Genomic DNA, 20,398 nt, shown 5'->3' with positions numbered 1-20,398 from the left:
TCCGACTGTACTTACTATAACAAAATCTCTTGAATTCTGCTTGAAGGATACGCTACACTTGTGCATGAACGCAAGTCAATTTAACAGATGGAGGCTTTCATGCGCTACCTACTTTTGCAAAAGAAGAGCGAGCTTATTTTTGTAAAAATGCCGTCATCACATATGTATCAGCTTTTAGCCCTGCTTAAACGGCTACAAAAAGAACATAACAAATTAACCGTAGTCACTAGACCCGAATTACCGTATATGCTATGCGAATGTAGTGATCTTGAACTTCTTTCACAAGAACTCAAGATTGTAGATGGTCTTTCCTATCTGAATGAATTAGAGTCCAGCTTTTCCTGTTTGAATGAAACAGAGTACCCACTCCGTTCCTTATTAACCGAAATTCACGCTCTGCAAGCACAATTAGAAGGTTTAGCAGAAGACGAATAGAATGTTATCTTGTACCCAGATATAGAGTTAGATAATGACTTACTCAGACAGGTACCTCCACCTTTCTTCCTGCATACAATGCCAGTAAGAAAGCGCAGGAGGTATTTTTTATGCCACAATGGATGCGTAAACAGCTACAACGCGCCTTCTTTGGGAAGGATGTACGACAAATTCGATTGCTAAACAGCTGTTGGTTTCTATATTTAGAAAAGCAAAGTAGCCGTCCTGAGGAATAGGACGGCTTTTTGTCCGCTTACAGACATTAACTAGTTGAAAAACCTTCTCTTTTACAAAATATTGATTGGCACTATTCTTCTGGAGAAATCATGGTCATACCAACCCGCTGACGTTTCTCATCAATATCCATTACCCAGACATCAACGATATCTCCAACTGCTACAACATCAAGAGGATGTTTTACGAATCCCTTTTTCAACTGAGAAATATGGATAAGCCCGTCATTTTTTAGCCCGATATCAACAAATGCACCAAAATCAACCACATTGCGAATCGTACCCTGCATCTTCATTCCCTTGCTCAGGTCTGTTATTTTCAAAACATCTTTACTTAACAACGGCTTAGGTAGCTCATCACGCGGATCACGTCCTGGGCGTAAAAGGCTATCTACAATATCTTTTAGTGTTGGTTCACCAATCTCAAGCTCTGCTGCCATTTGCGGCAATGAAATATTCATGACCTGCTTCTTACAAGCCTCACTGCCAATTTCCTCAGGCTGGATTTGTAAATGTGTTAACAGCTTGTACGTAACCTCATATGACTCTGGATGAATAGGAGTACGATCAAGAGAGTTCTCTCCGTCCATAACACGCAAGAAGCCGATGCATTGCTCATAGGTTTTAGCACCCAACCGAGGTACCTTTTTTAATTGGGATCGGTTTGAAAATTTCCCATTCTCTTCACGAAGTTTAACAATATTTGATGCTACTTGCTTGTTTACTCCGGATACATATTGAAGCAAAGAAGCAGAAGCTGTATTCACATCCACTCCGACGTGATTAACTGCTGACGAAACCACAAATTCAAGACTTTCCGCTAAACGAGTTTGCGATACATCATGCTGATACTGTCCAACACCCACTGATTTTGGATCGATTTTTACCAATTCAGCCAGCGGATCTTGTAAACGGCGAGCGATAGAAATAGCACTTCTTTCTGCTACATCCAAATCAGGAAATTCTTCCTTCGCTAACGCTGACGCCGAATACACAGAAGCTCCTGCTTCATTCACAATGATATAGGAGACATCACGCTTTACTTCTTTTAATACATCAGCGATAAACTGCTCAGTCTCCCTTGAAGCTGTACCATTCCCGATTGCAACTACATCTACCTGATATTCATCAATAATTTTTTTCACGGTTTCACTGGCTTCTTTGACTTTGCTTACTGGTGGCGTTGGATAAATCACATTTATGTAAAGCTTTTTACCGGTATCATCCACCACGGCAAGCTTACAGCCAGTACGAAAGGCAGGGTCAACACCCAATACCACTTTTCCTTTAAACGGAGGCTGAAGCAGCAAATTGCGTAAATTCTCAGCAAAGATGTGAATCGCTCTCTCCTCAGCTACCTCTGTCAATTCATTCCTTACCTCACGTTCAATAGAAGGAGCAATTAAACGCTTGTAGCTATCCTCGATTGTTTGCTTGATTACATCCTCAACGACTGTCTTCTGAGTTAGTATTTTTCTTTGTAGAAATGCAATTATATCCTCCCCAGGCGTTTCTAAAGAAACCTTAAGAATCCCTTCCTTTTCACCACGATTTATGGCCAAAACGCGATGAGGAACGACTTTTTTGACCGGCTCGGAGTAACTATAATACATTTCATAAACATTTTTTCCGTCTTCTTCTTTTTCCTTTTGCTCCGTGAGCAGGATAGCTTTCATGAACGTTTTTTCACGAATCCATTTCCGATACTCTGCGTCATCGGAGATTTGCTCAGCAATAATATCCATTGCCCCCTGCAAAGCATCTTCTGCTGTTTCAACACCTTTTTCAGTGTCTATATAACGACTAGCTTCTGAGGAAGGATCACCTGTCTGCGGTAAGGACAGTATATAAGCGGCAAGAGGCTCTAATCCTCTTTCTTTGGCAATCGTAGCACGTGTACGGCGTTTTTGCTTATAAGGACGATAAAGATCCTCCACCTCCTGAAGCTTGGTGGCCTTGTGAATTGCGATTGATAATTCTTCTGTGAGCTTTCCTTGCTCCTCAATTAAACGAAGAACCTCTTCTTTTCTGACAACTAAATTTCGTAAGTAACGTACACGTTCTTCAATAGTCCGTATTTGTGTCTCGTCTAATTGACCAGTCATTTCTTTCCGATAGCGAGAAATAAATGGAACGGTATTTCCTTCATCAAGCAAGGTTATTGTTTGTACGACCTGCTGAACACCTACACCTAGTTCTCGTGAAAGGGTGGCAGCCATTTGTTTAACATCCATGTACCTATCCTCCCAAGGTTTACAGAAGTTCTCAATCTTTTTACACCTAACTAGTATGATAGCCCCCTGAGGTTTCGTTTACAAGTTTACCTAGGCTGGGACAGGGTTTTCCCTAGGGTTTTCCAAGGGTCTACGTTGTAATAAGGAGGCAGCCAACTCTGAAATCTACTCTTGATGAAAAAAGGACCCTTCGCCTTTAATCGCGAAAGATCCTTTTTTCATCCGTTATTAAAAATCTATTAATCCGAGGCTGATCTGAAGTGATTCATTCACTCTTTCCATCATCTCATCGTCTAGATGAGTGATTTTATCAGTCAACCTTTGCTTATCAATGGTTCTTATTTGTTCCAATAAGATGACAGAGTCACGATCAAACCCATATGTTTTTGCATCGATTTCCACATGCGTAGGCAGCTTTGCCTTTTGAATCTGAGCAGTGATCGCAGCGACGATAACCGTCGGACTAAATCGATTTCCAATATCGTTTTGTATAACTAATACCGGTCTAACTCCACCTTGCTCGGAGCCAACCACAGGGGAAAGGTCCGCGAAAAATACATCGCCACGTTTAACATTCACTTACTACACCCCGCTAACTAAGCGGTCTAAGGTAAGATCGGCTTCCTCTTCTGCTTCAAAAGCCTCCGATGCCATATTGAGATTGATTTTAGCCATTTCCAAATAGCCACGTTGCATTGTTTCTCGTATAAAGCGTTTTTTTCGTTCCTTGAGGTAGAGACTCATCGCTTGACGAATCAATTCACTTCGGTTTGATCTCTCTTTTTGCACGACGCCGTCTACCTCTTGCAATAAATGTTGCGGCAAACTGATCATGATACGTTTTGTATTGCTTTTAGACAAGACAAATCCACCTCCAGCCATGACCGTAACCTCTGTTCTCGAACGCTTTCCGTTCTCTTCTGATCTTATCAGTACCATTATGTCGAACCATATGCAAAAATATACCTTTTTGATGCTTTTCACCGATGCATGATGCCCACCTTAAAAGGTATTCGATCTTTTCCGCTAAATTCCTGCCATTTTTCGATATTCTTCCAAGAATTTATTGGCAATTCCATGACAGATACCGACAATTTTCCCATTTCGTAAGTAAACGCGAGGAATGCGATAATTGAGCATACATGTTACTTCATAATTGATTGTTCCCAAACACTCGGCTATCTCATCGAGCGTAATTTCTTCATTCCCTTGTTTTCCGTACAAAACTACTTCGTCTCCCACCTGGGCATCTCCTGAGTGAATATGAAGAATGGTTTGGTCCATACACACTCTGCCTACAATAGGCACTCGTTTGCCATGACATAAGGCGACACCTCGGTTAGACAATAAACGGGGAAAGCCATCTCCATATCCGATTGGTACAGTAGCTATCTGTTCTTGATCGGTGGTTGTATACGTGGCTCCATAGCTGATTGTGGAATGCGGGGGCATATTTTTCACATGGGAAATTCGGGTTTTTAAGCTGAGGGCTGGCTTTAGATCAAGTACATGCTGTTGTTTTATGAAGTCGGAAGGATACAATCCGTATAAGCCTATGCCCAATCGGATCAAATCATAACTCCATTCTGGAAAAACAATAGCTGCAGCCGTATTATTGCAATGAATGAGAGGAAGCTTATAGCCCGCTTTCTCAACAGCTTTCAGACGTTCCTGAAATAAGGCATGCTGTCCTTTTACATGTGTAGTGTCTTCCTCATCCGCGCAAGCAAAGTGCGTGAATATTCCAACCCAACGCATGGAATCATTTGTAGTTATCGTATGGATAAGCTCCAGTAATTCTTTTTCATCACTTACCCCGATGCGTCCCATACCTGTATCAACTTTGACATGAATCTCCAACTTTTTAGAACTGCCTACCAAAAGACGGGCAGCCTCTTGCAACCACTGAAGATGATAAACGGTCAATTGAATATTCTCTTCTACAGCGGTTTGCATAGCATCTACGGGGGTATAACCTAAAACAAGGATCGGTGCTGTAATACCTGCTCGTCGCAGCACAAGCGCCTCATCTAAAGCAGCTACCGCCAGTCTGGTAGCTCCATGCGCAAGTGCTTCTCTGGCCGTATATTCTGAACCATGACCATATCCATCCGCTTTAACTACTGCCATAATTTCTGAGTGGGCAGGGATATGTTGGCGCAGGGCAGAGACATTAGCCGCAATCGCATCCAGATCAACTTCTATCCATGTATCGCGGGCATATGGCTTCATGAATTATCGCCTCTTATTCTTTCTGTTAATAACATGTAGTCTCTCGTTTAAATGAGCTAGAAATTTATGAGATATCATGAGGGGCATACGTTTTCCGTTAATACGATACATATGTCTCCCTTCAATAATCGGCTCTACTTGCGTCAGTGGATACGCTGTTTCCTGTCCACGAATATTGATAATGAGATGAGATTTCGTCACAGTGTAAGCTGGTCGAAGTCTCCACTTATAAAAAAACGGAGCCAAGCCCACCAGTGCTACAGCACTTGCTATGGCGATTACTTTAAATACTGTGCTATCCCGATCACCAAAAAAATTCGACAGCAAAATCATGATTATCACAAAAAGTACCGTTTCCATAATTCGCATTTTAGCATCCTTACGTAAGAATAAATCTGAATAGGTCGCTTTTTCATGATAAAGTACCTCACCATATTCATGTTTCATCTAAGTTGAATCACCCCTTATACATAACTCGTTACGTATCTTACCGTTTTTTTAGGGAGCCTGTCAATGAAGCAACATGAACTGTCAGAAAAATTTGTCTACATTTGCCGATTAAATATCGCTTGGGTGAGCAAGTAATATCTCTAGATCGTATATACTTTTCTTTTCTCATGATACATAGAAAAAGAGACGAAGACACCCTTCGCCTCTTGTAGCTGCGATGCTTTATTTACCGCCTACACCATAAGTAGATTGTGCTACTTTTAGCATTTCATCTTCAGGCAAGTCTCCAGAGAGTGTGAATTCGACACCATCCAGCTCCCATTTAAGAATGCGTTTTTCTTCAGCAGTCTGATACAAAACACCAATGGTGAAACCAAGATCTACAGGCATTCCTTGTTCATAAGAAACGGTAGCAGCCGTTGGACGGCTTTCCATTAAGGAGTAGTTGTACTCTCCTTTATACTGTAACAATACGCTCTTCTCATTATTATGAGTCACCGGTTCAATGTTGTTTAGTTTAATTCCTGCTGGTACATAAGTTGGCTGTATAACCCCAAATTGGCTGGTAGGCTTCTTCACACCTGTTTCCGTTTGACCCATAGTAGGAACAGAAGGGAGGGCACTAGTCATGTTTTTATCTTTATCGAACGCATCCTTCGGAAATTCAGGGTTAAAGTTGAACTCAGTGAAATTAATTTCTACCAGCTTATTCATATTGTTGTCCATAATCTCGGCTCTCGTTGGTCTCAAATCATTGCTCATCCAAATTTTTTGCTTGCTAAAGGAACGATTGCCACTGTAATTCGCTTTTACTTCAAAGACATACTCCTTATCATCCATTTTCAATTTACGATCAGCATCATTTACAATACTGTTAACCAACGTTTCATATAAGTAGAGAGGTCCATTGTTTTCTGGCCATCCACTTTGAAAACGGAAGCTTTTTTTCAGATGTGGAGTTAACACAAAAACACCTTCATCATTACGTAAAATAATTTGTGTAATGTTGCGCTGTTTAGATGTGAGGGCTACACGATAATTATTTTGTTTAGAATACCAGACCTCCACATCATATTCTTGTGGTGTGGTACCGGTTTGCAGAGTTAACACTGCATTGGTCTTGTAACCGGTAATTTTGTCCATCTTCCCTCCTAATTCATTCACTACATCCTCTGGTGTCTTTGTCCCGAAGCATCCCGTCACGAGCAACGAGAGCACCAATAGCATGACCAAACTTAAAGCTCTCCGTTTCATTACCTCAACTCCCCTTGTCTAGTTTCGACAATGAAGGGCTTGACTGTCTATTTCCTAGGAAATTTGTCAGATAGCTATCCAGCTCCAGTCAACATATCCTACAAGCCGACTGAATCTTGTACATTCCGCAAATATTCCTTCGCTAACAGAACTTTAGTAAAGTCTGTAGAGCTAACAGTTTCCCCTCCTGCTCTATGCGTTATATATCTATGAGCCTTCTCGTCCCAATATGCAGACAAGTTAGAGTTTGTCTTGGATAGCCTGCAAAAAACTTTCTTTCTTTACATATAAGTCCTCTGAACATGAAAAAGACCCTCACCTCAAGGGTGAAGGTCTTTCGCGAAACCTATTATTTAGTAGCGTTGTTTTGTTGAGCAGCGCGAGCAGCAGAAGCTCTATTCTGCTTTTGCACTTGAGCTACGTTCGTTTCGCTTGCGAACTCAGTCGCTGTATTTTGTGCAGCAGCACGAGCAGCAGAAGCTTGATTTTGTCTTTGTACTTGAGCTGCGTTTGTTTCGCTTGCGAACTCAGTTGCTGTATTTTGTGCAGCAGCACGAGCAGCAGAAGCTTGATTTTGTCTTTGTACTTGAGCTGCATTTGTTTCGCTTGCGAACTCAGTTACTGTATTTTGTTGTGCAGCAGCACGAGCAGCATTGTTCAAACCTTGTTGTTTGTTTCTCATGGATATCTCACCTCCCTTGATGACACATATAATTTATGCGTAATCAAGAAAGCGTATCCACACCTTATTTTAACAGGTATATCTCAAAGTGAAATTTTAAACGATCATTTAAATCGAGTATTTTACCCGGAATATCTTCGTCATTTCCGTATGAATAACAAAAAAGGAGCCTTAACTAGCACTCCTTTTCGTATGATGGTCTTCCCTATCTAACTGCTTAAGGTAACACGCTGTTGCTTTTCAACAAGTGGCTTAACATCAGGCAAATGCTCAAGAATGAGCTTCATAACTGGAGCAGCCTCATTGTTTAGGGAGTAAAATACCCAGGCCCCACGGCGTTCTTCCTTTACCAATCCTTGTCCTTTGAGTTTCGCTAAATGTTGGGAAACGGATGGCTGAGAAGCTTGTAAAATTTCTACCAAATCACGTACACATAGAGATTGAACTTGTAACAAAGCCATAATGGTTAATCTCGTCTTGTCACCGAGTAGTTTGAATAAGTCAGCAAGCACCATCATCTGAATCATATCTGTGGTCTCCATATTCTTCCCACCTTTGTATAAACTTTCTTCACCAAGTATACTATATGGATAGTGAAAATTGGAATCCAAGGTTTTGATTTCTCTGAGTAATAACACGATTTTTACAGTTATACTTGAATTTTTTGAAAAAAAAAGAACGGCTTTAGCCGCTCTTCAAAATAAAGGGGGTATAGCTGTATCTCATAATCAGCCAAAACGGCCGGAGATATAGTCCTTCAGGCGTTGATCTTTTGGATTCTCAAACACCTCAGTGGTTTGGTTCATTTCAATGCATTCACCTTGTAAAAAGAAAGCTGTTTTATCAGAAATACGAGCAGCTTGTTGCATGTTATGCGTTACCATCACCAACGTATAGCTTTCCTTTAATTGTATCAACAGCTCCTCTATTTTAGCTGTAGCAATAGGGTCTAGGGCAGATGTCGGTTCATCTAACAAGATAATCTCTGGTTCTACGGCTAGAGCCCGTGCAATACATAAGCGTTGCTGCTGTCCACCTGATAAACCATGAGCGGGTTTATGCAAACTATCCTTTACCTCTTCCCACAAGGCTGCCTGCCGCAAGCTAGCCTCCACCAATTCCTCTAGTTGCTTCTTATCTCGAATCCCATGTAATTTCGGACCATATACAATGTTTTCATAAATGCTTTTTGGAAAAGGAGTAGGCTTTTGAAACACCATTCCGACTTGCTTACGTAATTGCTCCACATCCCAATTGGCATCATATATATTTTTACCTGCAATCTGAATGCTTCCTGTGATTTTCACATGCGGAATCATATCATTCATGCGGTTAATTGTCCGTAAAAAGGTTGATTTCCCACAGCCGGAAGGACCGATTAAAGCGGTAATTGATTTTGGTTCAATCTCCATTTCAATATGCTTTAAAGCATGTGTTAATCCGTAATAGACATGCAGGTCTTGCACCTTAATCATGCTCAAGAACTTCGCTCCTCTCCTTGCTTCTATTCACAGATTACATGACAGACATGAAGCCTGTATGAGATTTATGTAAATTTTTTTTAAAGGTGTACAAGTAACAGCGGGCTTTCCTTTTGGGTCAAAGCCAGCATGAATAATCTAATTTTGAAAAGGAAATCATGAGACTACTTATTTATAAAGAAAGGAGTGAGTAGAGGCATGGATAAATTAGTATTGCTTCTTGTTATTATCGGGGCTATCAACTGGGGACTAGTTGGCTTATTCCAACTTGATCTGGTTGCCACCTTGTTTGGGGGTATGAACTCTACTTTAAGTCGTATTATTTACACGATTATTGGTATTGCCGGAATTTATGCTATCAAGTTTTTTGGGAGCGACCGTCAACGTACCTAGAAATCAGCTTATGTGTGCAAGCCGACTTATATAAAAACGAAAAACGGTGCGTCATGCTAGACACACCGTTTTTTTGTTTCTACCTTTATTCTGTTCAGGTTCGATCTGTTAGGGTGCAGAACGAGTTAATGGTTCATCAATGCTAACATGCCCCATGAGGGATTCTGTCTTCTTCCCATCTACTAAAACAACGATTTTCATAACCTCTGGGAACTGAAACATGGTTTGTTTCAATGCATCAATAGCAAAGGCTTCACCACTAGAGCCCAAATTATATTGGTTTGTCCCCTTAGCATCAATGGTTAACGTACCGTTTTCAAACGTAATGGAGTGGTAACCAAAATCTTTCCACAGCGCATTATGTTCTGGCTTGGATGGTTTCCCCAGCAATTCCATTGCCTTTGCATACTTGTCCTTGTCAGATGCAGGGGCTGTAATCTGCTGTTTCTCTTCTATTAGCTTGGTTAGATCATTGTCTGCATAGTAAAGGGTAAGAGTTAGCTGTTGTGTTTCCTTCACAGGTTGTTCTGTCTTGGCATCTTTGGCTGGTTCCACTGGCGCAGAATTGTTATTGCATGCAGCCACCAGTAAAGCTAGAAGGGCACACATGATAAGAGCTATTCGTTTCATTTCACACCTTCCTTTCCTTTATTAGTAGGTTTGATAATACTCAAAGATCGCATCTGCTAATGATTTTGCTACTTTATCTTGAAATTGCGGGGACATTAATTGAGTATTTTCGATTTGATTCGTGAGAAACCCTGTTTCTGTCAATACAGCAGGCATTTTCGTGTTCTTTACAACATAAAAATTGTTTTGTTTCACTTTCCGATCAGGGAATTGAGTGGCCGCCAACAGATGCTTATGAACCACACGCGCTAAATCCAAGCTATTCTGATTGTAATAATATGTTTCGGTTCCGCGCGTTTCCGGTTTAAAGGAGTTAGCATGTACGGAGATAAATACATCAGCATCTATCTCATTGGCTATATCTGTACGCTCCTTTAGCGTCAGATACGTATCTGTACTACGAGTTGCGATGACTTGAAATTCTTTATGCTGTTTTAGGTACTCAACTAAACGATTAGCTACAGATAAAGTAAAATCCTTTTCATAGTTGCCGACCGTTCCTTTGGCTCCTACATCATGACCACCATGCCCCGCATCTACAACAATGAGATACCCCGTTTTTTGCGGTTTAGCTTGTAATTGCAGCTTTACACCATCATTTGTCGACACTAGCTGATATTTACTTGAGCGATTCAATTCCACTACAACTCTGACCGTTTTAGGATTATCCTGATATTGGCTGTATCGAATCGATCGGATAAGCGGTTGAGTTTGTTGGCTGACTGCGCTAATGGATGCGTCATTGGAATCTCCATCACTTTGCTCCAATTTTTCAGGACTATCCATATTAGAGGAGTAATAATCGAAGGAACCGCTCTCTTTCCTTTGATCAATCACTATCTCTTTGCTTTCCTCGTCACGCATTTTATTGGATAGTTCCATTTCTGGGAAATCCATGACAATCCGATAGGGATTTTGTAAGACTGACACAGTTGGCAATACCTTATATCTGGTTTGAATCTGAACACTGTCATCCTGTGGCTCAATATCTGTCAATCTGTTCATGCGAGTAATAACCACTTCATTGCGCTTTTCGTCCCATTCAGCTACATCTGTTCCGATACTGTCTTTTATATCTTGTAAGGATATAACGGTCGTCGAATCAATTACTTTCTTCAAGCTGGCCTTGGCAGTCAGCTCGTCTTGGGAAACTCCCAATCTGTCTGCAATCGTCTTCACTGGCAATAAAACCTTATCCTCCCAGTGATATACTTTCTCAGTAGCCGGTAAAGATTGTCCATTAATTTGCGTCTGAACAGGTTGGTTGACAATTACGGTCCGGCTGTCATTATCCCATCCTACCGTCGCTCCTAATGCTTCCCCTACAAATCGCAGAGGTAGTAGCATCCGATTATTAATGAGCTCGGGCGTGGCCTCCAAGGTCTGTGCTTTCCCATTTATGTAGGCTTTCTTGCTGCTTAACTGCAAAATTACCTCTCGATTATCTTTCGTAATCTTAGCCTTTCGCTCCTGTTGGTTCCAATCAATTTTTGCTCCCAAGCCCTCTGCAATAACGCGAACAGGGACAAGGGTGCGTCCGTTGGAGATGAGCGGAGGAACTTCCGCATTAACGTTCCTGCCCTCGATCCGTAATTGTATATTGCCCTGTGTCGATTGTCCTGCTGCATCTATTGCTTGAGGCGTCATCCAAATAAAACTACTCAAGGCAACCAAGCCTAAAACAAACTTTTTCAAAATTTCTCCTCCCCTATCTTGCTGTTCATTACTTTAGACGTTACTTGATGAGAAAAGTTTTTAGGCTTTTGGTACTAAAAATCCTCACCCTCGCTTCAAGTGACGATAATTTATAATAGCAAAACAATTGAGCTAGTGGTTCATTATTAGTCGTTTAACAGTAAAAAAACTGCCCCCAGGCCTTTAACTTGAGGGGGCAGCTTTTCACCGTAATTCTTTTTTACAAAATTTACTTTTCTCTTTTTGATTTTTACAAACCATTTTCGTTACCGGTTTTTTGGCTCATGTTTAACTGGAATAGGTAAGTTGTTTGTTTGTAGGTTGCCTAATAGCTGTTGGATTACATTGGCTACGGCAGGATTAGAAAGTATCTGCATAGTATCCTTCACCTTAGATTTCGATAATTTAGGCATCACTTTGCTAATTTCCGGCATTATGGAAGTTAGCTGGGGGAGCAACGGCAGCACTTGCTCCAAATTAATTCCGAGACTTGGTTTTGGTGGTTCTTGCACAATGACAGGCTCTGGCGGCTTCCTTCTCCTAGGAAAAAGACTAAGACTAAGCCGTTTACGTTCTGGCTCGACGGGTCGTAACCTTCCCAACATCATTTTTATTTCCTGAATTTCTCGTCGGAGATGGGCCATTTCTTGTTGAACATGTGCATGTTGGTTTTGCTGAAGTGTGGATAGCATCCTTAGTTGATTGCTTTGGGTTGAGGTTCGACGTTTTAGTGGTGTCTTCTTTGAAATGACAACCCTCTCCTTTACTTCAGCCCTTTTTTGATTCTGTCTATATCACTTTGGTCTAGGCCTTTTTTCTTTAATTGATCCAGCATGCTGCCAATGTCTTTTTTCTGCATAAGTTTCTTTACTTGCTCAGTATAATTGTCCAAGTCTCTTTTTGATAAATCTTTCCCTGATTTACTTGCTAAATCCTTGATAACCTCACGAATTCCTGATTCCGTTTTTAATTTATTCTTGTCAACTGTCGCCGCCAATTTCAAAATCTTTCCCCAGTCCATAATCATCCTCCCCTGATATCATCGTTCTCTTTACTCTATGAAATAGATGGTAAACTCGCTTGGTCATTTGTCCTATCAAAACGAAAAAAACAGAATTCCCTCTGGAACTCTGCTTTTTTCTGTTGCCATTTATTTTGTTTTTAACGTTTATTCAAAAGAAGACCACTTGAAATCTACATTACCCATAGCATCTACAACAGCACCTTTGAGGTTGTCATTTTGCAGCCAAACATTGGAGTCAAAGTAGATCGGAATAACTGGCATTTCATCAATAATAATTTTCTCTGCGTCTGCCAAATACCCTTTGCGCACCTCTGGGTTTGTTTCAGCATCAGCTTTATTTAACAGTTCTTTGTATTTTGCATTTTCCCATTTGGTATCGTTGTTGCCACCAGTTTTATCTTTATAGATCTGCAAGAAGCTAATTGGATCATTGTAGTCGGCATTCCAGCCATTGCGACCTACTTGGTAGTTACCTCTGTGCAGGTCATCAATAAATACTTTCCATTCTTTGTTAGTCAGCTTCACGTCAATATCAAAAGCTTTTTTCCATTGATCTTGAATCGCTTCCGCAATCTTCTTATGCTTTTCCGCAGTATTAAAGGAAATTTCAATTGGTGGAAGCTTCGTTAAGCCTTCTTCCTTCATACCTTCAGCAAGAAGCTTTTTCGCTGTATCTACATCGCCATCTTTAAAGAAGCCCTCTTTTGTTAAAGCCATAGTTGGAGGCAGCAGATTAGTAGCAGGGGTTTGGCCAGATTGAGTAATGTTATCTGTGATTGTTTTGCGATCAATTGCATATGCAAATGCTTTACGGATTTTTGCATTATTAAACGGTGCCTTCTCCGTATTAAATTTGTACCAATAGATGCCTGCTTTTGGCTGAACATGCAATTTGCCGGACCCCATGTTAGGGGCAATTGCATCAATTGGCAGCATACCATTAGGCTGACCAGCCCAATCAAGGTCTCCATTTTCAAACATGGACAGCTCTGTATTTTCATCATCAATCATTTGATAGACGATTTTTTCCAATTTCACGTTATCTTTATCCCAGTAATTATCATTTTTCACAAGAACGATTTCGTTTTTGTGCTTCCAGGATTCCATTTTAAACGGTCCGTTACCAACATGCGTACTTGCCTCTCCTGCCCATTTTTCGCTAGATGTTACAACTTTTTCATTTACAGGATAAAGCGTGTAGAATGCTGTTAGCTCTAGGAAGAACGGAGTTGGATTGTTCAAGGTGACTTCAAGTGTGTGTTCATCAAGCGCTTTTACACCAACATCCTCAGCCTTGGCTTGCCCTTTGTTATAAGCTTCTGCATTTTTCAAATAATACAATTGATAGGCATAAGAAGCCGCTGTTTTCGGATTAAGTACACGTTTCCATGCATATTCGAAATCTTTTGCCGTTAATTTTTCACCGTTAGACCATAGTGAATCACGTAAGGTAAATGTATAAGTTTTGCCATCTTCAGAAATTTTATAATCTTTCGCTACAGATTTTGTTATGTTCCCGTCTTTACCTGAGCGCATCAAGCCATCAAAAGTCGCTCTCAAAATGGCAGAGGAAGCATTGTCATCCGCAAGACCAGGGTCCGCAGTAGGTGGTTCAGAATGCAGATTCACACGTAGAACTTGCTCATGAGTACCACTAGCCGCTCCTGTTTTATTCTCAGAGGCTGCATTGCCACCACAGCCAGCCAATGCTGTACTAAGAACTAAAATGGAGCTTACAGTTGCAAAAATGCTTTTATTCATGTGTATTATGCCCCCTAAAAAAAGATATATAGAATTAAATATACCTTGTTTTTTTCGGTAACAAACACTTTTATAACGAAAATTAATTTTAATTTATGTTACGAAATTTACATTTATATGTTCAAAAAAATAAAGAGGAGCATCATTTGCCCCTCTTTTATCTACCTGATTTCTAGTAATCTTATTGTTCTAAATCTGCCCATTTCCAGTCAATGTTACCCATAGCATCGAAGCTTACACCCTTCAGCTTAGGATTTTGCACCCAGGAATCGGTGTAGAAGTATACTGGGATAACTGGCAGTTCGTCCATGAAGATTTCCTCTGCTTTTTGTAATAATGCATCACGCTTCGCTTTGTCTAGCTCTTTTTGAGACTCGTTCACAAGTCGTTTGTATTCAGCATTTTCCCAGTTGGTATCGTTGTTTCCACCCTTTTTATCACGGAACAACTCAATATAGTTAATTGGATCGTTAAAGTCAGCGTTCCAGCCCATACGTCCAATTTGGTAGTTACCTTGGTGAAGTTTATCCAAGTATACCTTCCACTCGGAATTCTCTATCTTCACATCAACGCCCAGACCTTTTTTCCATTGGTCTTGAACAGCTTCTGCAATTTTTTTATGGTTTTCAGAGGTGTTGATTGAAATAGTAACTGGAGGCAGCTTATCCCAACCCATTTCTTTCATACCTTCTGCTAAGAGCTTTTTAGCTTCGTCTACATTATTATCTTTAAAGTAGCCCTCTTTTTTAAATGCCATAGTAGGTGGCAGCATTCCCATTGCTGGAATTTGTCCGGACTGTGTTACGTTCTTAACGATCGCATCACGATTTACAGCATAGGCAAATGCTTTACGAATTTTAGCGTTATTAAATGGAGCCTTCTCCGTGTTCATTTTATACCAATAAATGGATGCCTTTGGCTTTGTAATCAATGTATTATTTTGTTGCAGAGCAGGAATTGAATCCAACGGAATATTGCTTAAAGGGTTACCTGCCCAATCCAACTCACCGTTATCATACATGGAAAGCTCGGTATTTTCATCCTCTACCATAGAGAATTCAAGCTTGTCGATTTTTACAACATCGGCATCCCAGTAGTGTTCATTTTTCTCAAGAGTCATTTTGCTCTTATGTTCCCAGTTCGTCATTTTAAATGGTCCGTTACCAACGATTGTCTTAGCTTCTTTAGCCCAATCCTTGTTGGATTCAACCAGCTTTTTATTTACAGGATAATACGTATAGAAGCTAGTAAGCTCTAGGAAGAATGGTGTTGGGTTTTCCAATTCTACTTCCAAGGTCTTATCATTAGTCGCTTTAACACCTATATCCTCTTTTTTACCTTTTCCTGTGTGAAATGCTTCCCCACCTTTTATGTAATACAGCTGGTAAGCATAGTTGGATGCTGTCGCAGGATCTAATGCACGCTTCCAAGCGAATTCAAAATCGTGCGCTGTTAGCGGCTCGCCGTTGCTCCATTTAGCATCTCTTAAATGGAAAGTATATTTCTTTCCGTCAGGTGAAACATCAATTTTTTCAGCTACGGATGGCTGTGGTTTTCCTTCGCTATCGGTACGAGTCAAACCATCAAAAATTGCACGAACCACTGCGCCAGAAGTAGAGTCCTCTGCAATGCCTGGGTCTGCTGTTGGCGGTTCAGTGTGCATGTTCAAACGCAATACCTTCTTCTCACCTTTTGAAGCTTCTTGTTTCGACGCATCAGTAGCTGCCGGTGCTGATGTACTTGTGTTACCTCCACATCCTGCTAAAGCTGCGCCCAAAACCAAAACGGAACTCATTAGTACAAAGATATTCTTTTTCATCTTTTTGCGTCCCCCTTTTTTCTTTCTCATATGCTTTACTATACTCTTTTTCAGAATAATATAATATAATTTCCTTTTACATTTAATTATTTTTTATTAATTATCAAGATAAATAAATAAAAATAAAGTGTATTTTTGGTAATATAGAACTAAAAATGAATTTAATGGAATTTTATGGTTCTAATTCACTAAATATAATCTAGTTTTGCAATTCGATAATTCTGTCAAAATTGCAAAATCGATTCCGGTTAGGTTGCCAAAATATTTTGCTCTACTTCTAGTTTTATCCTTTCCTCCTGTAAATATCCTTGTGAACCGTTTTCGTTTTTTTACGAACTTTGGGACCACCAACATGAGACATCCTGAATGACATTAATGAAAAAGGCAGTCTTTTATACAGTTTCAAACAAATGACTGAAAATTGTAAATTTATGTTGAAATGCGCCTAACGAAACGATACAATCTACGTTAGATAATTCTGACAATTATTTGTTTTATTCCTGTTTATGATTACCCGATGGATTATGGATCTTTGTTACGCTACTCTTATCGTCGTTTTATACCTATAAGGAGATGTATTGCATGGAACAAAAACCTATCTTAAAAGAAATCCACCCTATTATCGAAATTGGCTCCGACACTCTCCAATTTGGACAAGTATCTGGCTTCCTCAATCATATTCCCGATGAAACAGGGTCTATAAAAACATTAATTCAGCTACTTGATGGCACCCGCACTACTAAGCAGATACACCAGGCGCTAGTCAGCAAGCATCCAGAGGTCACATTTGAGGAGTTAACAGAGGCGATTACTGCTCTTAACTCTCTGGGTTATCTTGAAGATCAGACCTGGGAAGAAACAACTTCTCTCTCAACGGCTCAAATGGATCGGTATCGGGCAAATCTTCGCTTCTTTTCGATTTATTCGGATATAGACAATCCTCCTAGTAAGATTCAAGAAGATTTACTGCAAAAGAAAGTAACCATTCTTGGATCAGGGGCCTTTGGCTCTACTCTCTTGTCTAGCTTTGCTGGTCTGGGTGTTGCAAATGTCCGAATTGCAGATTTTGACCGTGTGGAGCTGAGTAATTTAAATCGCCAATTATTATTTAAAGAAAGTGATATCGGCCGGTTAAAAATCGAAGTAGCGGAGGAATTTGTTACAGAACGGAATTCAAGCATGTCAGTAGAAACCATTAGGAAGAAAATCTCCTCTGCCGGCGATGTTAAGGAGCTTATAGCAGGCAGTGATCTTGTTATTTTAGCTGCTGATACCCCCTTTTTTTTCATTCAGAGATGGGTAAATACAGCTTGCGTTGAATTAGAAATCCCCTATATTGCAGGTGGAGTCAATTTAACAGAAGGAACCTTTTATCATATTTACCCCAAAAAAACGCCTTGCTTGGATTGCTTCCATCTGCATCACTATGATCAAAACCCAGATCAATACGAACAGGAGCTTAGATATTTGGTGGATTCAGGCTACCATCTTCCTACAGCTACTATTGCTCCGAATTTATCCATTATTACAGGGATTATCGCTTCTGAAGCATGCAAAATTCTCACAGGTACAAGTCAAGCTCGATCTCAGGGAAAATTCGTGTCGATCAACTTCTTAACTTATGAAACAAAAACCATTTCCGAAATGGAAAGAAAAGAGCTAGATTGCCCGACCTGCGGTGAAGGAAATCGCACACTTTCTATCTTCTCGTTGGAGCAACCAGCCGAAGAAGTGCTTAGCTAACGGAGGAACGAATCAATGGAATTAACAAATAACAGTAAGCTGCGTATGCATCCCTTAAAAAAACGTCAGGTCGATGAAGAAGAAACCATAATTGGTCGACCCGATAAAAGCGAATATATCATGCTGCCTACCTTCGCAGTCGAAATCATTGAGATGCTAGATCAGGGACAAACCATCATTCAGGTAGCTGAAGAAATGGAAAAACGCTTTGGTGAGCCTGTTGATGTTCGTGATTTTGCACTCGATCTGATTAACGAATATCAATTTGTATATACAGTAGACGGAGTAGTCGTAAATGAAAAAGAGATACGCGTCGATCATTTACCATGGATATCCGAACACGTTGGGAAAGTATTATTTAATAAATTTACCTTCTCTTTCTCTATTGCCTGCTTTTTATCTGCTGTTACTCTTCTCTTTGTTCATCATGAATATTTTCCTGTGTTTACCGATATTTTTAGCTCGCCATCCTTGACTGCTTCTCTGTTGCTAGCAGTTCTTGTTAACTATCTGTTTTTGTTCATACACGAGACAGCCCACTTAACTGCCGTGCGTTCTCTTGGGGTAGGAAGCCGAATCGGTTTTAGCCATCGCCTATTCTTTCCTGTGGCGGAAACAAATATGTCAGACATCGTGCTAGTGGAACCCAATAAGCGTTATACAGCCTATCTGGCGGGGATGGCTGGAGATGCCCTCTTTTTTAGTATGGGTGTCTGGCTTCTGTACGCTAATGATGCAGGAGTCATCTTGCTATCTGATTTTCTACTCTCCTTTATTAAATTAATGAACTTGAATTTCTTAATGGCTCTGGGCTTTCAATTCATGTTCTTTATGCGAACGGATATTTATTATGTCTTTACTACCTTTTTTGGCTGTAATAATTTATTTGATAATACTCAGCTATTCCTACGTAAATTTTACCGAAAATGGACGCCTGACGAACAAGAGACATGGGACGCTGTAGATATGCGAGAAAAAAAGGTGATCCGCTGGTACTCTATTTTCTTTTTGCTGGGCTTTTGTTTTGCGCTCTACTTCTTCTTTAATTTCTTTTTGCTCCAGTCAATCGAGATTATTCGCCGAATTACGACTGATTTCTTACAATACCCCATCCTCTCCTGGCAATTCGTGGATGGTATTCTCTTACTTTTTTTAACGTTGCTCCCATTCGGTATTGTCATCTGGTCATGGAATCGGCAAAGAAAAATAACCCGCAATGTAACCCGTCAGGTATCGTAACTCTCCTTGTAAAACAAAAGTAGGCGCCTCTACTACGAGGCAGCCTACTTGCTTAAAACTAGATGTAGTTGTCGAATTGCTACTACAGTTATTGCTGGTTCCGTCTAATAAGCACAAAAAGATGACCTAGAAAAAATCCCGGGTCATCTTTTTTTATATCCTCTATGCTCATTTCGACGAAAAAACTGCCGATTTTATTCGACAGTTTTTTCAACATTGTTATTTAAGCTGTCCTACAAACATTACAGCACCATTATATTTCTTATCAATGAAGTCTTTCACTTCAGGGGAAGTCATCGCTTTAGCAAGCTTCTTAATTACTTCACTATCTTTATTGTCTTGACGAGTCGCCAATACATTTACATTTGGGTTATCTTTACCCTCTTCGATATAAATAGAGTTCTCTGTTGGTTTTAATCCAGCTTCCATCGCAAAGTTAGAGTTAATCACGGCTGCATCAATACCCGGATCGTCAATTGCACGTGGCAGCATCGCTGGTTCTAGCTCTTTTAATTCTATTTTTTTCTCCACGATGTCAGCTACAGTTCCATTGGTAGCCACTCCATCCTTTAATTTTAACAGACCCGCTTTTTCAAGAAGGACAAGAATACGGCCTTGCTCTGCAGAAGCATTCGTAATTGCTACTACTGCGCCCTGCGGAAGAGCTGCTACATCCTTGTAAGCTTTGGTTTTATTAGAGTAAATTCCCATCGGCTCAATGTGAATGCCTGCTGCATACGTAAGGTCTAACCCTTTTTCTTTATTCGTTTTCTCTAACCAAGGAATGTGCTGGAAATAGTTGGCATCTAATTCCTTCTCAGCAAGCTGGGTGTTAGGCATGACAAAGTCTTGGAACAGGACAACATCAAGATTAATATTTTCCTTTTGTAGCATCGGTTTAACCACTTCATTTAAAATTTCTGCATGAGGAACAGCCGTTGCTCCCACCTTTAGTGTGACCGGTTGTCCTTCCTGTGGTGCAGCTGTGCTATTATCGGTTTTATTACCAGCACCGCACGCCGCCAAGCTTAAAGCTAATACCCCAATTGCTAGTGTAGAAAAAATTTTTTTCATCCTTTTACCCCCCTATTTT

General features: G+C 40.4%; 21 protein-coding genes. 5 read left to right on the top strand and 16 right to left on the bottom strand.

All coding sequences use genetic code 11. The features are described 5' to 3' along the window. Positions 1-99: 99 nt before the first annotated feature. Positions 100-435 carry a hypothetical protein gene (locus AYJ08_RS20160; RefSeq protein WP_064019189.1) on the top strand — a complete coding sequence of 112 codons (336 nt, stop codon included), beginning with the start codon at positions 100-102 and terminating at the stop codon, positions 433-435. Positions 436-545: 110 nt separating this feature from the next. Continuing rightward, positions 546-671, top strand: coding sequence for a cortex morphogenetic protein CmpA (gene cmpA / locus AYJ08_RS23165; RefSeq protein WP_003333532.1), 126 nt, complete (start codon positions 546-548; stop codon positions 669-671). A gap of 71 nt (positions 672-742) precedes the next feature. Here the strand turns inward: cmpA and AYJ08_RS20155 are convergent, their stop codons facing one another. From AYJ08_RS20155 to pstB, 9 genes are all read right to left on the bottom strand, one after another. Beyond that, positions 743-2,902, bottom strand: coding sequence for a Tex family protein (locus tag AYJ08_RS20155; protein ID WP_064019188.1), 2,160 nt, complete (start codon positions 2,900-2,902; stop codon positions 743-745). A 228-nt stretch (positions 2,903-3,130) separates the two neighbouring features. Next, on the bottom strand, positions 3,131-3,481 hold the full coding sequence (locus tag AYJ08_RS20150) for a type II toxin-antitoxin system PemK/MazF family toxin (protein ID WP_003333534.1): 351 nt from the start codon (positions 3,479-3,481) through the stop codon (positions 3,131-3,133). A 3-nt stretch (positions 3,482-3,484) separates the two neighbouring features. After that, positions 3,485-3,784 carry a CopG family ribbon-helix-helix protein gene (locus AYJ08_RS20145; RefSeq protein ID WP_003333535.1) on the bottom strand — a complete coding sequence of 100 codons (300 nt, stop codon included), beginning with the start codon at positions 3,782-3,784 and terminating at the stop codon, positions 3,485-3,487. Between the two features lie 144 nt (positions 3,785-3,928). Further along, positions 3,929-5,134, bottom strand: a complete 1,206-nt coding sequence (gene alr, locus AYJ08_RS20140; RefSeq protein ID WP_031411758.1) for an alanine racemase — start codon at positions 5,132-5,134, stop codon at positions 3,929-3,931. 3 nt (positions 5,135-5,137) lie between these two features. Beyond that, complete coding sequence (locus tag AYJ08_RS20135) at positions 5,138-5,581, bottom strand: hypothetical protein (RefSeq protein WP_003333537.1); 444 nt, start codon at positions 5,579-5,581, stop codon at positions 5,138-5,140. 225 nt (positions 5,582-5,806) lie between these two features. After that, positions 5,807-6,838 carry a DUF4367 domain-containing protein gene (locus AYJ08_RS20130; protein WP_064019187.1) on the bottom strand — a complete coding sequence of 344 codons (1,032 nt, stop codon included), beginning with the start codon at positions 6,836-6,838 and terminating at the stop codon, positions 5,807-5,809. A gap of 349 nt (positions 6,839-7,187) precedes the next feature. Continuing rightward, positions 7,188-7,520 carry a gamma-type small acid-soluble spore protein gene (locus tag AYJ08_RS20125; protein WP_064019186.1) on the bottom strand — a complete coding sequence of 111 codons (333 nt, stop codon included), beginning with the start codon at positions 7,518-7,520 and terminating at the stop codon, positions 7,188-7,190. 209 nt (positions 7,521-7,729) lie between these two features. Next, positions 7,730-8,062, bottom strand: a complete 333-nt coding sequence (locus tag AYJ08_RS20120) for an ArsR/SmtB family transcription factor (RefSeq protein WP_031411763.1) — start codon at positions 8,060-8,062, stop codon at positions 7,730-7,732. 186 nt (positions 8,063-8,248) lie between these two features. Continuing rightward, entirely contained in the window at positions 8,249-9,001 is a 753-nt protein-coding gene (gene pstB / locus AYJ08_RS20115; RefSeq protein ID WP_031411764.1) for a phosphate ABC transporter ATP-binding protein PstB, read from the bottom strand. Positions 9,002-9,199: 198 nt separating this feature from the next. On the opposite strand from pstB, the gene AYJ08_RS20110 reads away from it, so the two are divergent. Then, positions 9,200-9,394: a DUF378 domain-containing protein gene (locus tag AYJ08_RS20110; protein ID WP_031411766.1), complete on the top strand. Its 195-nt coding sequence runs from the start codon at positions 9,200-9,202 to the stop codon at positions 9,392-9,394. Between the two features lie 108 nt (positions 9,395-9,502). On the opposite strand, the gene AYJ08_RS20105 is transcribed toward AYJ08_RS20110, so the two are convergent. From AYJ08_RS20105 to AYJ08_RS20080, 6 genes are all read right to left on the bottom strand, one after another. Beyond that, positions 9,503-10,024 (bottom strand): GerMN domain-containing protein, encoded by a 522-nt coding sequence (locus AYJ08_RS20105; RefSeq protein ID WP_064019185.1) that lies wholly within the window; start codon positions 10,022-10,024, stop codon positions 9,503-9,505. 21 nt (positions 10,025-10,045) lie between these two features. Next, complete coding sequence (locus tag AYJ08_RS20100; protein WP_082891039.1) at positions 10,046-11,719, bottom strand: N-acetylmuramoyl-L-alanine amidase family protein; 1,674 nt, start codon at positions 11,717-11,719, stop codon at positions 10,046-10,048. A gap of 266 nt (positions 11,720-11,985) precedes the next feature. After that, a complete protein-coding gene (locus AYJ08_RS20095; RefSeq protein ID WP_231929191.1) occupies positions 11,986-12,327 on the bottom strand; it encodes a hypothetical protein in 342 nt (113 codons plus the stop codon). A 155-nt stretch (positions 12,328-12,482) separates the two neighbouring features. Further along, entirely contained in the window at positions 12,483-12,740 is a 258-nt protein-coding gene (locus AYJ08_RS20090; RefSeq protein ID WP_064019182.1) for a stage VI sporulation protein F, read from the bottom strand. A 147-nt stretch (positions 12,741-12,887) separates the two neighbouring features. Beyond that, positions 12,888-14,504, bottom strand: coding sequence for a peptide ABC transporter substrate-binding protein (locus AYJ08_RS20085; RefSeq protein WP_064019181.1), 1,617 nt, complete (start codon positions 14,502-14,504; stop codon positions 12,888-12,890). Positions 14,505-14,685: 181 nt separating this feature from the next. Beyond that, entirely contained in the window at positions 14,686-16,323 is a 1,638-nt protein-coding gene (locus AYJ08_RS20080) for a peptide ABC transporter substrate-binding protein (RefSeq protein ID WP_031411773.1), read from the bottom strand. Positions 16,324-16,905: 582 nt separating this feature from the next. Between AYJ08_RS20080 and AYJ08_RS20075 the strand changes: the two genes are divergently transcribed. Next, complete coding sequence (locus AYJ08_RS20075) at positions 16,906-18,066, top strand: HesA/MoeB/ThiF family protein (RefSeq protein ID WP_064019180.1); 1,161 nt, start codon at positions 16,906-16,908, stop codon at positions 18,064-18,066. A 15-nt stretch (positions 18,067-18,081) separates the two neighbouring features. Then, positions 18,082-19,305 carry a PqqD family protein gene (locus tag AYJ08_RS20070; protein WP_064019179.1) on the top strand — a complete coding sequence of 408 codons (1,224 nt, stop codon included), beginning with the start codon at positions 18,082-18,084 and terminating at the stop codon, positions 19,303-19,305. A gap of 219 nt (positions 19,306-19,524) precedes the next feature. On the opposite strand, the gene AYJ08_RS20065 is transcribed toward AYJ08_RS20070, so the two are convergent. Next, positions 19,525-20,379, bottom strand: coding sequence for a MetQ/NlpA family ABC transporter substrate-binding protein (locus tag AYJ08_RS20065; RefSeq protein WP_064019178.1), 855 nt, complete (start codon positions 20,377-20,379; stop codon positions 19,525-19,527). Between the last annotated feature and the right edge of the window lie 19 nt (positions 20,380-20,398).

Origin of the sequence: Brevibacillus sp. SKDU10 (assembly GCF_001645205.1) — a bacterium.
GTDB classification, from domain to species: domain Bacteria; phylum Bacillota; class Bacilli; order Brevibacillales; family Brevibacillaceae; genus Brevibacillus_B; species Brevibacillus_B halotolerans.
The sequence above is the reverse complement of the archived record's forward strand: the minus strand, read 5'-3'. Positions and strand labels throughout refer to the sequence as shown.